Source organism: Shewanella sp. WXL01 (assembly GCF_012263345.1).
Lineage (GTDB): Bacteria > Pseudomonadota > Gammaproteobacteria > Enterobacterales > Shewanellaceae > Shewanella > Shewanella maritima.
In genome coordinates, this window is record NZ_JAAIKQ010000001.1 from 1,019,102 (window position 1) to 1,034,207 (window position 15,106).

The 15,106-nt window shown below is 44.8% G+C and carries 11 protein-coding genes; 2 read left to right on the forward strand and 9 right to left on the reverse strand.

Translation table 11 applies throughout. From position 1 onward, the window contains the following. Positions 1 to 64: 64 nt before the first annotated feature. The 8 genes from G3R49_RS04385 to G3R49_RS04420 all read right to left on the reverse strand — a co-directional run bounded on the left by G3R49_RS04385 (position 65) and on the right by G3R49_RS04420 (position 11,652). A complete protein-coding gene (locus G3R49_RS04385) occupies positions 65 to 802 on the reverse strand; it encodes an ABC transporter substrate-binding protein (RefSeq protein ID WP_245335233.1) in 738 nt (245 codons plus the stop codon). Between the two features lie 293 nt (positions 803 to 1,095). Then, a complete protein-coding gene (locus tag G3R49_RS04390; RefSeq protein WP_167868733.1) occupies positions 1,096 to 1,737 on the reverse strand; it encodes a DUF2913 family protein in 642 nt (213 codons plus the stop codon). 96 nt (positions 1,738 to 1,833) lie between these two features. Then, complete coding sequence (locus G3R49_RS04395; protein WP_167868734.1) at positions 1,834 to 4,077, reverse strand: EAL domain-containing protein; 2,244 nt, start codon at positions 4,075 to 4,077, stop codon at positions 1,834 to 1,836. Positions 4,078 to 4,080: 3 nt separating this feature from the next. Then, positions 4,081 to 6,126 carry a HAMP domain-containing sensor histidine kinase gene (locus G3R49_RS04400; protein WP_167868735.1) on the reverse strand — a complete coding sequence of 682 codons (2,046 nt, stop codon included), beginning with the start codon at positions 6,124 to 6,126 and terminating at the stop codon, positions 4,081 to 4,083. A 281-nt stretch (positions 6,127 to 6,407) separates the two neighbouring features. Further along, the gene (locus G3R49_RS04405; protein ID WP_167868911.1) at positions 6,408 to 7,007 is read right to left on the reverse strand and encodes a peroxiredoxin-like family protein; all 600 of its coding nucleotides are present in this window, start codon (positions 7,005 to 7,007) and stop codon (positions 6,408 to 6,410) included. A gap of 223 nt (positions 7,008 to 7,230) precedes the next feature. Then, the gene (locus G3R49_RS04410) at positions 7,231 to 7,506 is read right to left on the reverse strand and encodes a hypothetical protein (RefSeq protein ID WP_167868736.1); all 276 of its coding nucleotides are present in this window, start codon (positions 7,504 to 7,506) and stop codon (positions 7,231 to 7,233) included. Positions 7,507 to 8,077: 571 nt separating this feature from the next. After that, positions 8,078 to 9,379, reverse strand: a complete 1,302-nt coding sequence (locus tag G3R49_RS04415; protein WP_167868737.1) for a DEAD/DEAH box helicase — start codon at positions 9,377 to 9,379, stop codon at positions 8,078 to 8,080. Positions 9,380 to 9,864: 485 nt separating this feature from the next. Next, positions 9,865 to 11,652 (reverse strand): aminopeptidase P family protein, encoded by a 1,788-nt coding sequence (locus G3R49_RS04420; protein ID WP_167868738.1) that lies wholly within the window; start codon positions 11,650 to 11,652, stop codon positions 9,865 to 9,867. Between the two features lie 414 nt (positions 11,653 to 12,066). On the opposite strand from G3R49_RS04420, the gene G3R49_RS04425 reads away from it, so the two are divergent. Next, a complete protein-coding gene (locus tag G3R49_RS04425; RefSeq protein ID WP_167868739.1) occupies positions 12,067 to 13,287 on the forward strand; it encodes a Xaa-Pro peptidase family protein in 1,221 nt (406 codons plus the stop codon). A 202-nt stretch (positions 13,288 to 13,489) separates the two neighbouring features. Here the strand turns inward: G3R49_RS04425 and G3R49_RS04430 are convergent, their stop codons facing one another. Next, complete coding sequence (locus tag G3R49_RS04430) at positions 13,490 to 14,065, reverse strand: YgjV family protein (RefSeq protein ID WP_210147091.1); 576 nt, start codon at positions 14,063 to 14,065, stop codon at positions 13,490 to 13,492. 578 nt (positions 14,066 to 14,643) lie between these two features. Between G3R49_RS04430 and G3R49_RS04435 the strand changes: the two genes are divergently transcribed. After that, complete coding sequence (locus tag G3R49_RS04435; protein WP_245335269.1) at positions 14,644 to 15,066, forward strand: nuclear transport factor 2 family protein; 423 nt, start codon at positions 14,644 to 14,646, stop codon at positions 15,064 to 15,066. Positions 15,067 to 15,106 lie beyond the last annotated feature (40 nt).

Consider the following 15,106-nt stretch of genomic DNA (forward strand, 5'->3'; position numbering starts at 1 on the left):
AGTTTTATAGATGAACTAGTTTTACTGATTGGCTCATTTTAGGGCTAAGCATAGCAAGATGGCGTTACTGAAACACCTCGGCCTTAGTGTATTTATCGATGAGTTGTTCAACATTGCCTTGTTGCTGCAATTGTTTAATAGCACTGTTAATTGCGGGCAACAAATGGGCGTGTTCTTTTCTAAGTCGCATAACAAGGTATCCGTCTGAATGCAGTGCCGCGAGGCTAATCGGCATATTCAGTTCTTTCGCCCAGTAAAGTGCGGGTAAGTCACCTGAAATAGCCGCTTGTACACGGTTTTTCGAGATAGCTTTTATCAGCTCGCGCTCGGAGCTGAAATCTACGCGAGTGAATTGATCTGTGTCGTGATAGTAATAGCCGCGCACCGTACCTATGCGTTGACCTTTTATCTTATTGATATCAGCCCATGCATCAGCATTGGCTTTAGTGGTAATGATGAACTCTTTAATTGGCATTAGCGGCTCAGACTGCACAAATAGCTCACCTAAATCATGGTTTGGAAACCAGTCTGGGCTAACAAAATCAAAGTCTAAGTCACCATTTTCAATAGCTTGATTGGTTCGTCTTGGCGGCAAGTTGTGTTTTTGGATGTCAATTTTGGCCGTTGCCATCAGCAGAGGCACAATTTCACCGAGGATCCCTGGCTTATCATCTTGATGGGGAATGTAATAGGGAACCCAGCCACTTGATGCATTGACATTGTACTTGAGCACCGTGTCGGCCATAGCGGCGACACAAGTTAACATGGAGAAAAAGCAAACGGCTGTTACAACTAGTCGCAAGGCAATTGTCCTTTGGGTAAAACAATAGGTTGATATCAGTCTAACAACTGATACAAAGATCTCAACTATGTTAAAGCTTGTCTATCGGTGGCATTGAACGTGGCTGCGAACAGTGCGTCTCGTTTGGAGGGTTTAGGTAAGCGCTAAATTAGATATTTGTAAGGAAAAAGCGAAAAGGAAAGCGCAATACAAAGAAAAGGGAAAAGTTCAGCGCTCGTTAATACTGCACCTAGCCCTGATAGCACTAGGTGTAGTTTATTGACGATCATTGGCGTAGCCGTGAAAGCAGATGCTTAGTCTTGCGCCGTTAGCAAACATAGCTGTTTAAGCTGATTCGCGACACCGATTTGGTAAGCTTTATGGTGTTTAATGAGTGAGGCTTTTTTATTACCTTGGCTGACGAGCAACCCTTGTGCTAGCGCTTGCTTAGCAAACTGAGCTTCATTGCCGCGCACATAGACCAGAATCGATTTTATTAGCTCACCATCTTTAATTGCATCTTCGAGCACATCTGCGCATACCACCAAGCTTGATTGACCTTCACTGTTAAGTTTTAACTTAGTATCAATAGTGGTGTCGGCAATCACTAGCCAATCTAGCTCTTCTAAGGTTTCTAATAGCTGCTCGAGCTTAGTGCCAAGCTGACTGTCGTGCTGCTGCGCAACTTGGTAATGACGTTCAATATTTGCCAGTAATTCGGCGAGCTGCGCGCCAGCGCCTTGACTGCGAGCGGTGCGGATCCACATGGTTAAATCATCGGCTACCAGTTTTGAGAAACGTTTGGTTTTTAACGACTCAACCATCCAGCTACACAAGTAATGGCTTTGCTGCGCGGCCGTGCGCGGTGAGCTAAATTGTGCTGCCCAAGTGTTCAGTGCTTGAGTGCCAGTTTGAGCCAATTCGAGAATTGCCTGATTATAGGTTTGTGTTGCCATGGGTTTTCCGAGTGGTGAAATTAACCATAAAAATGAGCGCCAAATTATAAATGATTTTGGCGCTCTTAGGTTAAATAGGTTATCACCTTGTATTGATTACAGCTTATATTGGCTTTGCAACTCTAAAATTTGCTCTATCTTCATAGGTTTGAAGAAGTAAAAACCTTGTATATGCTCCACCCCCATTTCTCTTACTAGAGCTAACTGGGCCTGAGTTTCTACGCCCTCAACAATCATTTCTTTACCCAGCTTTTGTCCCATGTTGATAATGCCTTCCAGCACCACCTGTGCTTTTTGATTGCCTTCTAGGTGCGACACAAAAGCGCGGTCGATTTTAATGGTGTGCAGAGGTAAGCGCAGCAGGTAACCAAGGGATGAATAGCCTGCGCCAAAGTCATCTAAACAGATGGTAAATCCGTATGCGGCAAGTCTATCTAGCTCACGGATTGCTGTTTCAGAGTGAATAAGTGCGTTCTCGGTGATCTCCAGTTCCACCCGGTTTAGCGGCACCTGATTGCGAATGAACACATTGTGTAGGTCTTCGACAAAGGTTTCGTGGTTCAACGAGTTCGCCGACAGATTTATCGAAATAGGATGTGATAACTGTTTATTTTGATTAATTAAATCACATGTCGCCTGTGCAACATACAGGTCAACATCATAATATAGTCCAGATTTCTCCACCGCAGGAATAAAGGCATCCGGCGGAATATTGCCTTGCAGCTCATGTTCCCAACGCAGCAGTGCTTCGTATCCCATGATGCTCAAATCAGCTGAATTCACTTTAGGTTGCATGACCAAATAGAGTTCTTTGCTGTCGATAGCTTGGCGGATATCACTGAGTAGGCTCATGCGATGACGAGAGTTACGCTCATAGTTGCTATCGAACAACTCACCCGAGCCGCGGCGATTCTCCTTGGCGACCTTAAGTGCTATTTCAGCGTGGCGCAACAACAAAGACGGGTCGAACTCGTCGATGGATTCACCTTCTTCGAGTTTGGCTGCGCCTACCGTCATCCCTAGACGAATAGCATGGTCGTCAATGTTAAACGGAATCGAGCTACGCATGGCGACTTCTTGCGCTTTGATATTGCTATGGGGCAGGAGTAGGGCAAATACGTCTGAATGCAGCCTTGCTAGCACCACATCTTCCCCATAAGAAGCCATTAAGTGGCGGGCAATACGCTTAAGAATTTTGTTACCGAAGTCGTAGCCTAGGCTTTCGATAATATTGTGGAAGTAATCAACATCAAGCAAATACAAACACAGTTCATCGCCATGGCTACGATAGAATGTGCGTGCATTATCAATAAAACCTGCGCGGCTAAATAGGCCTGTTACTTCATCATAATAGGCGGCTTTATTGAGATAATTGAAAAACTTAGCATTCTCAAGCCCAATCGCTACATTCATGCAGAACACTTGCAATAACTCTTGATCTACTTGTTTTAATTTTTCAGCGCGCTCAGCAATGATCACTCCTTCCCATTGTGAAGGGGTGCTTAAATACAAACAGCTATATTGCTCAGAAAAAATATGCTGCTTTTTCTGCAGTACTTGTTTAACGATATCAATTGGCGCATCAGATAAACCGGTTTGCCCGATTGCACTAATGGGTTTACCAAACAAAGGCTGATACTTCTCGCTTGCCGCCACCACAAAGTATTCATCCGATTGGCGGGCACTAATGGCCGACGGGCCATTATGCGGTCGCTGGGAAACACAGAATATGCTTTCGGTGTTTAGTTCAAATAAAGCGCTAATTTGATCCAGAACGCCGCTAGCAAAATCATAAACCGAGCGCTCTTGAATCAGGTTAGATGAGGCTTCAATGATTGCTCTCAACCCTTGGCGGCTTTTCTCAAGAGCGGTGATTTGTCGGTAGCTTCTAATACCTGTTGCCAGAGCTGTAAATAACTTGGAGCGAGTGAGCTCACTTTTAGTTTTGTAGGCATTAATCTCGTAGTCGACCATTACCTGCTCTTCAGGGGCAAAACCTGGCTGGCCGGTACGTAGAATGATTTGAATAAACTTATTGCTGAGCTCTTCACGTATACGTTTGACCAAGCACAAACCAGCATCGTCGGTTTCCATTACCACATCTAGCAATACCAGCGCCATTTCTGGGTGACGTTCAATGAGCTCATAGCCTTCATGGGCACTATAGGCGCTAACAAATTTAAGTGGTCTGTCAAAGATGGTGATCCGCGACAACGCCAGTTTAGTTACGTCATGCATCGAGGGTTCATCATCAATAATGCCAATCAACCAAGGGTCTAGCTTAGGTTTTGCTTCACTAGGCTCTTTGTGTTTTTTTATTTTTAAGAAGCCACCAGACATACACTATTCTCCCTGTGGTGCTTGTAATGGAATATTGATGGTAAATTGAGTGCCGTGAGTATCCGCATCTTGGCTGCTACTCAGGCTTATTTCGCCGCCAAGCATGCCACTTACTATGTTATACACGATATTCATCCCAAGCCCAGAGCCGCCTTTCCCCATTTTAGTGGTAAAGAAAGGGTCAAAGACTTTGGCTACATGATCTTTTGGTATTCCTTTACCGTTATCGGCAAATATTATCTGAACCCATTTGCTGCAGGTTTTGCTAATGCTGATATTGATTTCACCGCTATCACTGCCATCAAAACCGTGCAGTACTGCATTATTGAACAAGTTAGTGATGACTTGCCCAAGTGGGCCTGGGTAGCTGTCGATTAACACATCCTGATCGCCATTGAGATTGACCACATATTGCTTGGTTTTTATTTGGTGTTTAACCGTGTTGAGCACCTCGTTAATCACCTCAAAAAGATTAAACTCTCGCCTCACTTCGCTTGATTGGTCTATGGCCACTCGCTTAAAGCTATGGATGAGTTCTGCCGCCTTGTTAAGCGAGCGTAGCATGATCTCCAGGCCTTCTAGGCTTTCTGCTTCAAACTGCTCAAGATCTTCCATTGTCACTTCGCCGCTATTGGCTTTTGTCATAAACTCTTTAATTCGGCTTTCAAAGGTGGAGCTTATGGTGACCGCAATACCAATTGGAGTGTTGATTTCGTGGGACACACCAGCGACCAAGGCACCTAAAGATGCCATTTTCTCGTTTGTGACCAGTTTATCCTTCGCAAGATTAAGATCTTCAAGGGCAATTTTTAGTTTGTCGCGCTCGCTCTCAAGCTGTTGTTTATAGGCTTTTTCTTGCTCGCGTAGATCATCTAGCGCTTGTAAGTCTTGCTGAAAATGCGCGACATTAACAAACACATCGCCAAGCTCATCATTATTATGTTTTAGCTCAATATTACGCTCGCCCTGACGCAGTCTATCTACCGCATGAGCAAGTGCACGAATAGGCTTGTAAATGGTAATACGGGCATGACGTTGAATTGAAAACAGTACGATAATCGCAAACAGTGTCATGGTGGCAATTAAGCCAAAGGTAAGGTTGTTGATGTAACTAAGGCTGGCAAGTTGATCTATGACTTCATCTTGTGAGTTTTGCGACAGCTGACCGAGAAGATTTTCAATTTGTGAAAGTTGCTGCTGCTCCATCTGTTTAAAGGTTTGAATCGCATTTTGATATTGCAGTGGATTATAGAGCTGGAATAATCGGTTACCGTCATCAACTAGCGTTTGATAATGATGGCGAATAATAGCTAGGTCCTGCTGCTCATCAGCATCTTGCTCAAGCGGTGATACTAACTCAAACCATTGTAAAAACTCTTTTGAGTCTTGCTCAAAGCTTGTCTTGGCGTGTGGGTCATTGAGTAGGTAGCGAGACAGGCCATTTTGCATGTCGCCGACCTTATCTACCATCCTCAAGTAATAACTTATGGCAGGAATATCATCATTACGTAGCTCGTTCTCGTCTGAGCTTGTCATAGCGCCTTCTATTTCGTCATTGGCGCGACTTTCTATCAAGGTTTCAAGCGGTATGGCGACAGTATTTAGCAGGTTGATGGCGATGTTCTCTGCTGCTGATTCATCCCCAGGATTGTACTGACTAAAAATTTGCTCAATGTAGATCTGATTGATTGCCTGACTTAGCTCAGATATTTGATTAAACAGCTCAACTTGCTGTGGGTTTTGCAGTAATTCGTTATCTAAGATGAACTGCTGAGCTTGATTTAATCGCTCGATATTATCGCGATAAATCGCTTTTTGTTGATAGTCGCCTAGTAGGTATTCAGCAGCATTACTTTGCATCGACTTATGGGCTGAAATCATCTTTGCAGATGCTGCCTCTAGTGGAAAGTCGTATTGAATAGTTGAGCTAGAGATGGACTGAATTTGATAGCTGGTGAAACTGAAAACAGCGGTGTTCACAATCACCAATATCATGATGAAGTAAAATACCCGGTTAAGGCGCTTAAGGATAGAGGTCCTTTTCGTCATATCCGCCGTCAATGCTCCAATAAATTATCTATTAAAATTGTCTAATCGTTGAGAGTGCTGCGTGAATCGATGCATTAGATAAAGTGTAGCAAAGGATATTGAAAAGAAAGGATAATTTTTGAAATGGCGTAAAGTTAGCTAGCCGCCTTTTTTTACATATAATGGCTATCAGTCATCTATGGGTTAACTAGATAAAAAAGCAGCGTTGAAGCATGGGGTGCGACAACGCTGAAAGACATGACTTTTGATGATGAAGTCAGTGGGGTAAAACAGTTTAGTGATTACTTGGCGACAACCAGCTTTGCAGCAGTCATGATTAACTCAGAAGCTGGGCGCACCTTGTAATTTGGGTTGGCATATTGAAAGTGAATCAAGCCTTGGTTATCTGCAATGTAAATCGCTGGAACCGGCAGCACTAGGCGCTCTTGCCCCTGGGCATTTTTGAATAGGTGGTTTTTAACACCAAGCTTAGCTTGATACATGTCAGTCACCTTTTGACTGGTAAAGAAAGCTAAACCAAAAGCTTTAGTGGCTTCTAAGTTCTCGTCTGACAGCAACATATAGCTAAGTTCATTGTCGGTCATTGATTCACGTAGTTTCTCAGGCGAGTCAGGAGAAATACCCACTAACTGGAAACCCATTTCAATTAACTTTGGCTCAATGGCTTTGAGTTGACCCATTTGGATATTACAAAATGGGCACCAGCCTCCGCGGTAAAAGAAGAAGATAGTTGGCTTAGCTTCAACCAGCTTTGCTAACTCTACAGGCTTACCTTGATAGTCGTTAAGGGTTACTTTTGGAATGTTATGGCCATTTAACAGTGGAGAAATATTGTTCTCATCAACGGCAATAGGTTTTGCTTGAGCTTCTGACATGCTCATAGCTGAAAAAGTGATAACAGCGGCTGACAATAGGGTAACGAGTAACTTGTTTAGCATTATAGGTCCTTGTGTTTGCTACTAAGTTGATGGGTTAAAACGCCCGTTATTCACGGGCGATAACCTAGGTGCAACAATAGACCTGAGTAGTTGAGGGAAAATTTCACGCTAGGGTATTTTTTATTTTCTTTGTTAGTGTTTGCAGTGTATGAGACTGTTTTGCCCCTTATATATTTCGCTCTCTAATTTTGCGTTTGATGTTGTAATCTCGCCAGCCGTCAATTTCAGGAGTAGACAACAAGAAGCTATGGAAAGTAATTATTCCAATATTCTTACGAATGGACTCTGCCCAAACAATGCCAATCACAGTGCCGACTAGCGAAGCGGCAAGTAATACATAATTTCCTGGTGCTGAAGGCAGTGCTAGTAAGGCAAGCCCACTGGCCATTAATGATAATCCCACTGCACAGGCGATGATTTGTAAATAAAGGATTCCTGCCATGAGGTAACCTAGGGCGTACATGTGCCATTCCAATGGCTTAGTTAGTAGTTTCATACTTCCCATCATATTGTCGTGCTAAAAGCGTATTTTGTTGAAGATACTCGATGTTAGTTTGTTGTCGCTATAACGACTTAAAGGGGAGGTTGTGATTGTTAACGGGGCAGGTAGGAAGCTGGTTATAAAACCAATCTGATACTGGTCAATGTTCATTGTTACTATCCATGTATGAAGGAGCTAGAAGGTTGCTAACTTTGGCATCTGGAGTAAATCCCTTTACTTTCAAGTCTAGAGCAAAAAGCAAAAGACAATTTACCAACGAGTGCGTAGTCAGCACCACTTGTTTGAGCAGTCAAGATACTATGGCTGACAACATATTTGCAACATCGCTTTGTAGCTAAACGCTATATATCAGCTAGTTACTATTTGAGCGCGAGCAGTTTTAATGTTCGACAGCTAAAAGATTAACCTGAGTTTGCACAGTTAGTGAGCTGAATACAAAAAACGCCTTAGGCATTAAGCGCTAAGGCGTTTTTGTATTCAGCAGGTATTGAAGCTAGCGTGCACAAAGCAGCTACTTAATCTTCTTATACTGCACGTTGTTTGATTTCTTGCCGACTTTGACGTGGCGACCTTTTAGGTTCTTCTCGGCAATCATTTGCTCGCCCGCGTTGTCGCTACGTTGCTTCTTTTTGGCAAAGCTGCGGCGCTTTTGAATTTGTTTGAGTAGTAGTTCACGGCTACTGACTTCATAACCTGGCACTGAAATGCGGCGAATTTTCTGGCCGATTAGCTTTTGAATATCCTTCAAAGTACGCTCTTCTTCACGGCTGACAAACGAGATGGCGACACCGGTTTTACCCGCACGGCCAGTACGACCAATGCGGTGTACATAGTCTTCTGCAAGAAATGGCAGATCGTAGTTAACTACGTATTCTAAGTCTTGAATATCAAGGCCGCGAGCGGCGACTTCGGTTGCCACCATTACGCGGGCTTTACCTTCCATAAACTCGCGTAGCGCGCGGCGGCGACTGCCCTGAGCTTTCTCGCCATGTACCACTACAGAGTGAATACCATCGAGGTTTAACTCTTTTACTAGTGTGTCAGCATCTTCGCGGGTTGCGGTGAATACCAATACGCGGTGCCAGTTTTTGGTGCCGATCAGCTCAGAGAGCAGTTCTCGCTTGCGGCGCTGCTCAACTGGGTAAACCACCTGGCTAACGGTTTCCGCTGTGGTGTTTTGCTTGTCGGCATTAATCAGTTTTGGCTTGTTAAGCATGTCGTTGGCAAGTTGCTTAACCGCGCTTGAGAAGGTGGCTGAGAACAACAGGTTTTGACGCTTTTTATTCACCGCTTGCAAGATTTTTTGAATATCTGAGCTAAAGCCCATATCCAGCATGCGGTCAGCTTCATCCAGCACTAAAAACTCAACGGTTGAAAGGCTCAAGTTACAGGCAACTATGTGCTCTAGTAGGCGACCAGGCGTCGCCACAATCACATCTGCGCCGTTTTTAAGCTTTTGCGACTGCGTGTCCATCTTCACGCCGCCATAAATGGTGTGAACCGTTAGCTCTAGGTTTTTGCCATAGTCTTTAATGTTGTCAGCAACTTGCGCCGCTAGCTCACGGGTTGGCGTTAGGATTAACGCGCGCGTGTTTGAGTGCTGCAGTGCTTTTGGTTGCTCAGCAATACGCTGCAAAATCGGCAGAGCAAAGGCTGCCGTTTTACCTGTACCTGTTTGCGCGCTGGCAAGCACGTCTTCGCCACGACGAATAGCAGGAATAGCTTGTCTTTGTACTGGGGTCATGTCTTTATAACCGCAGTCAGCGATCGCACTGAGAATTTCTTGAGCGAAGCTATATGATTCAAATTTCATGCTGATTTCCTGTTAATTCGTGGGTCTGGGCGCATATTGGTTAGTGCACTCAACACCGAGTCGTCATTTTGCGGTCGCGGAGTATAGCAAACTTTTGTCGATTGCTTGAATTTTATCAGAGTTTTCACTGCTGTTTTTAACTAATGGACCTTAGCAAGTGCCGATAAATATAAATTTCATGGTTATGTGGGGCTAATTGATAATAAATGGCTGATGGTGCAAGTGTTGAAGCAGTCTCATTGCTACAGTGAGTCCAAGATTGTTCAATGAGGTACCAACTCTAGGGGATAGATTCGCAAGCCGCCGTAAAATCATCCCTGATGGCTTCGCTATGGCATCCTTGCCGTAAAGACTTGCTCCAATACCTCCTAGAATTGTTTGGCGAGTTCGCATACTTATCTTCCACAAAAAAGGAGAGCCTAAGCTCTCCTAAATGGCTCTCCTAAATGGATCATGTCGTGCTTGATAGTTGAATTTTAGGGCTACTAAATAGCTCGCGTTGCCTGAGTTAACCAAGCTAATTCATCGCCGCTAAGTAGTGGGCTAATGGTCTGCTGAACTTTAGCGTGATAATCATTTAACCAATTGATTTCAGTTGCGGTCATTAATGATTTATCTACCAGACGGGTATCGATTGGGATAAGCGTTAACGCGTCAAACTCATAGGTTTCACGCTCGCTGCCGTTAAGTGCTTCACATGGGCGCACTGCAACTAGGTTTTCGATACGAATACCAAAGCCATCTTCACGGTAATAGCCTGGCTCGTTTGAAATCACCATGCCCGGCAGTAGTGGCACATTGTTGGCGTTTTTCGCGACGCGCTGCGGCCCTTCATGCACACTTAAGAAGTGACCAACACCATGACCTGTTCCATGGTCATAATCAAAACCATATTGCCATAGATGTTGACGGGCAAACGCATCAAGTTGCTGACCAGTTGTGCCTTTCGGGAAGCGGGCTAAATCAAGCGAGATATGACCTTTTAGCACTAGGGTAAACATTTGTTTTTGCTCTGGCGTCACCTCGCCAATGGCAATGGTGCGGGTAACGTCAGTGGTGCCATCTAGGTATTGCGCGCCAGAGTCGACCAGATAGATGCTGTTCGGCGTCATGGTTGCTGGCGTGCCATTGTTGTGGTTGTAATGGCACATGGCAGCGTTGGCGCCGGTTGCCGAAATAGTATCGAAACTTGGCTCGCGATATAGCGGATCTGGCAGGCGGTAGCTCTCTAATTGATCGGCAAGTTTGCCTTCATCGTGCATGTTGCCTTGAGCAACTTGATTATCTAACCAGGCTAAGAATTTAGAAACGGCTGCGCCATCACGCACGTGACTGGCGTACATGCCGGCAAGCTCTGCGCTATTTTTTTGTGCTTTAGGGATTGCAACAGGGTCTGCACCTGCAACTAAGCTTGCGCCGCCTTGCTCAGCAGTTAACTGCGACCAGGCATTGGCAGTATTTGGATCGGCCAATAGCTTAATGTCGCCGAGGTTTAATAGGGCTTGCTCTAGCTCTGACTCATCTTTAACGCTCACGCCTGCTCCAACGTGCTCAAGTGCATTCGCTGGTAACTTGCTGGTGTCGGTAAATAAGGTCATGTCGCCATTGGCAGATAAAATCGCGTTGCCAAGCAATACTGGCAAGCGCGGAACATCGCTACCACGGAGATTTAGTAGCCAACAGAATGAATCTAGTGCACTAATAAGGGCTGCGTCAGCACCGGCTTTAGCCACTAGCTCACCAATCTGCTTTCGCTTTTGTACACTGTCTGCGCCAGCCGACTCATGACTAAATAGCGTGATAGGCGTTTGCGGCAAGTTAGGACGGTTTTGCCAGTGTTGATCAATCGGGTTACCCGCAACTGATTTAAGCTTAATGCCAGCTTGGTCGAATTTACTTTTAGCTTGTTTGTACCATGCAAGCGTATGCAGGCGTGCATCAATGCCTACTGTGCTGCCGCTAGGCAAGGTGTCAATTAACCATTCGACTTGTGGATCATCAACCAAGCTTAGGTATTGAAATAGCTCGCCATCAACTTGTTGGCGTACCTGCACAGTGTAGCGGCCATCGGTAAATATCGCAGCAGTATCTGCAAGAACAATTGCCATACCTGCCGAGCCAGTAAAATTGGTTGCCCACAATAGGCGCTCGTTTTTCTCGGGTACGTATTCGCCTAAGTATTCATCGGCGCGGGGAATAATAAAGGCATCAACGGCTTGCTCTGACATTGATTGACGAATAAGGCTTAGGCGGTCGGCGATAGTTGCAGGCATATCTACTCCAATTGGGCTGCTTTAGGCAGTGCTTATCATTATTTTTTGTCACGCTACTGCTCATCACATAAGTAAAGCGTGAGCGAAGATTGTGAGGCTATTATGGCAATTAAACCTTAGCTGGCAAGGGCTAGCAGAGCTTATATTGCTAATATTTTTGTAATGACTTGTGGTCTAGTTAACTAACAATCAGCCATTGCTTAATGTGCTAGTTTTCTTGCCAATGTAAAACTGATTGCTGCAGACGATAGCACAATATTCGCAGATGATGATATATTGTATGCAATTTTACAGTATATGCACTTAGCTATCTTTCCGAATTCAGATTCAGTAGTTTGAGCCTTTTACTTGTCTCAGCAGATGTTACGAGCGGATTTGAGCAGCTAGGTGCGTAATAGATTATTGGAGAGAGTAATGACAATTGGTGTAGGTGGAAAAACGCCAGAGCAGGCGTTAGCGACCTTGGAAAATATGACTCAAGGCGTTGAGCCGATTGCGCTAAGTGAGTTCAAGGCGCGCATCGCCAAAGCTCAGCAACTCATGGCTGAGCAAAATATTGATGCCATGTACCTCAATGCTGGTACCAACCTTTATTATTTTACCGGCCTGAGATGGTATCCAAGTGAGCGTATGGTGGGCGCGATTTTGCCAGCAAACGGTGAGCTAGAGTTTATTGCCCCAGCATTCGAGCTCGACACTCTAAAAGGCTTTATGCAAATTACTGGCGAGGTAAATACCTGGCAAGAAGATGAAAGTCCTTATGCGCTATTTGCTACTGTCGTCAAACGCATGGGGCTTAATTACAACCGAGTAGCGGTTGATGAAGCTGCAGCCTTCTTTATCGCCAATGGTATCGATAAAGCACTCACAAATGTTGAAGTTATTAATGCAAGCTGCGTGAGTGCAAAGTGTCGTCAAATTAAATCAGCTGCCGAGCTTGCCTTATTGCAGCGTGCTAAAGATATGACGCTTGCGGTGCATATAGCCGCTGCAAGTATTTTGCGTGAAGGTATTACCACGCAAAAAGTTGAAGCCTTTATTCATCAGGCGCACATTAAGGTGGGCGCACCAAAAGGGTCTTACTTCTGTATCGTGTTATTTGGTGAAGACAGCGCCTATCCACATGGTGTGATGTCGCCCAAAGCGCTTGAGCTGAATGACACTGTGCTGATTGATACTGGGTGTCAGCTTGAAGGTTATAACTCAGATATTACCCGTACTTATGTATATGGCGAGCCAAGTGAACGCCAACGTGAGCTTTGGCAATATGAGCAAGATGCGCAATTAGCCGCTTTTGCTGCAGCGCAAATTGGTACGCCATGTAGCGAGGTAGATAGAGCAGCACGAACTGTGCTTGAGCAAGCGGGTTTTGGTCCAGGTTACGACGTGCCAGGGCTGCCGCATCGCACAGGTCACGGTGTTGGCTTAGATATTCACGAATGGCCATATTTGGTATTAAACGATCATACGCCACTTGCTGCTGGCATGTGTTTTAGTAACGAGCCAATGTTATGCGTACCGGGTGAGTTTGGAGTGCGCCATGAAGATCATTTCTATATGGCTGCTGATGGTCCTAAATGGTTTACCAAGCCTGCGAAGTCAATTGATGACCCATTTGATTTAGCTGACAACTAAGTCGACAAAATTTCTTATAAATAACCAAGCGGTGATGTAAGTCACCGCTTATTTTTTGCAAATTTATTGTTGGATCATCTACGGGCTGGGGTTACGAATATTTACCGCGCGTTTCCTTTAGTACATGGCTGATAATCAATCTCTCATGCACTCGCCCTGTGAGCTGACCTAGGTTTGCTTGATGCCTGGGTTTGGTTAATATCTAGGCTTTAGATGCTTCCATGCCTGCGTCACTACCTTCAAGGTTTATCTCACCCTCAACATCGCCTTCGAGATGAATTTGCTTGAGCAACAAACCGATTGCGACAACTTGGTAAATCATCCCAGACCAAGAAAGTAAATATAAAGAAAGGCTTAGGTTCATCAAGTTGGTAAGCACAAACGCCAGCTTTAGTTTGTTTTGTGCTAAATATAGCACCGCAAAGCTGCTGAACACCCCAGCGCCAACCGCGCACCATTCGCTCCAATGCTGCGCCCACAAAATCCCTTGTAATAGGGCGATTAAACTAAATCCTGTGGCGAGTATTAGTGGCCTTGCCCCTGTACGGCAACGCCTGCTTTGCCCTGCAGTAAAGCGCCCCATATTAATCAGCTGATTAGCCATACCCGCCATGCTGCCCATTAATCCTAGGTGTATTGCGGTGAGCAGTGATGCCAACATATTGTTGCGCATAAAGCCTGAGCGCGAGTCTTGTGTGCAAGCGCGCCAGCCAAAAATCATGGCAATAAAGCCAATGCCTTGGGCAATCACTTGATAGCTAAACTCAGTAATGTTCATGGATGCTGCGCTCTAGTTTGATCTTGGTTTATCTAAGGGGTAAGACCTTGTGCTTCACCGTGCTGCGATGAAAATTCAAAGGGCGCGCATTGTATGTTTTTTGTGCTTGCATGCTGTGATCTACTTAGCAAAGGCGCATATTGAGGCGGTTTTGAGGGCGAGTTTCCGAAAAGTGTTTGTTAGCTGTTTTGCAGACGTGTGTTGGGTGTTTGAAATTTGTTTTCAAAGCGTAAAAATTGGCGAGGCTAGAAATTGTTGACTGAGAAAGCTTTATCTCAAATACATTTGAGATAAAAAGAGACATGAACTGATCCTTGAGCTAACTTTTAACGTATTGTTAAGCAGTTATTTTTTTGTTTTTGAAGCAAGCCGTTGATCGATACAAGATAAGGTCGATAAAAGATCGGTTCGATAAAAGATAGGGAGTAAATATGGCTGATGCCAGCAACCTAGCGAGTGTGCCAGCAAGCACTACGCACGGCACAGAGGTTAAGTTAGCTAAAAGTGAAAGCGTACAGGGCATTAATGCTCAAGGCGTTGAAGCTGAGCTGCCTAGTGCTATTGCAAATTTTATCGCGATGTATCAGAAGCTAGGTAAAGATAATTTGAGCCTACTTGATGAAGTCTATAACGAGCAAATCGAGTTTAAAGATCCGCTTCATCACATCAAAGGATTGCAACAGCTGAAGCACTACTTTGCTGGCATGTATGAAAACGTGCTTGCCATCAAGTTCGATATTCACCAGGTTGATATCAGTTCAGGTCAGCCGCAGAGTTTAGATGTTCACCATGCCAGCGTGTTTTGGACTATGACCTATCAACACCCCAAACTCGCCAAGGGTGAGCCAATTGAAGTTGAAGGCATGAGCCAACTCAAATTTGCCGACAAGGTGATGTTCCACAGGGACTACTTCGATGGAGCAGCTATGGTTTATCAACACATACCTGTGCTTGGTTGGGCGATTAACAAAATTAAACAGCGGGTGGCAACAGATGAGTAAACAATATATAGCAGGCTCTAGCTCAACAGAGTTTAATGGC

Bases quoted from the DNA above. Each gene is read 5' to 3' on its own strand.
- G3R49_RS04415 (WP_167868737.1), bottom strand. From the start codon at position 9,379: ATGAAATTTGAATCATATAGCTTCGCTCAAGAAATTCTCAGTGCGATC.
- G3R49_RS04395 (WP_167868734.1), bottom strand. From the start codon at position 4,077: ATGTCTGGTGGCTTCTTAAAAATAAAAAAACACAAAGAGCCTAGTGAA.
- G3R49_RS04390 (WP_167868733.1), bottom strand. From the start codon at position 1,737: ATGGCAACACAAACCTATAATCAGGCAATTCTCGAATTGGCTCAAACT.
- G3R49_RS04430 (WP_210147091.1), bottom strand. From the start codon at position 14,065: ATGAACATTACTGAGTTTAGCTATCAAGTGATTGCCCAAGGCATTGGC.
- G3R49_RS04400 (WP_167868735.1), bottom strand. From the start codon at position 6,126: ATGACGAAAAGGACCTCTATCCTTAAGCGCCTTAACCGGGTATTTTAC.
- G3R49_RS04435 (WP_245335269.1), top strand. From the start codon at position 14,644: ATGTATCAGAAGCTAGGTAAAGATAATTTGAGCCTACTTGATGAAGTC.
- G3R49_RS04425 (WP_167868739.1), top strand. From the start codon at position 12,067: ATGACAATTGGTGTAGGTGGAAAAACGCCAGAGCAGGCGTTAGCGACC.
- G3R49_RS04405 (WP_167868911.1), bottom strand. From the start codon at position 7,007: ATGAGCATGTCAGAAGCTCAAGCAAAACCTATTGCCGTTGATGAGAAC.
- G3R49_RS04420 (WP_167868738.1), bottom strand. From the start codon at position 11,652: ATGCCTGCAACTATCGCCGACCGCCTAAGCCTTATTCGTCAATCAATG.
- G3R49_RS04410 (WP_167868736.1), bottom strand. From the start codon at position 7,506: ATGGCAGGAATCCTTTATTTACAAATCATCGCCTGTGCAGTGGGATTA.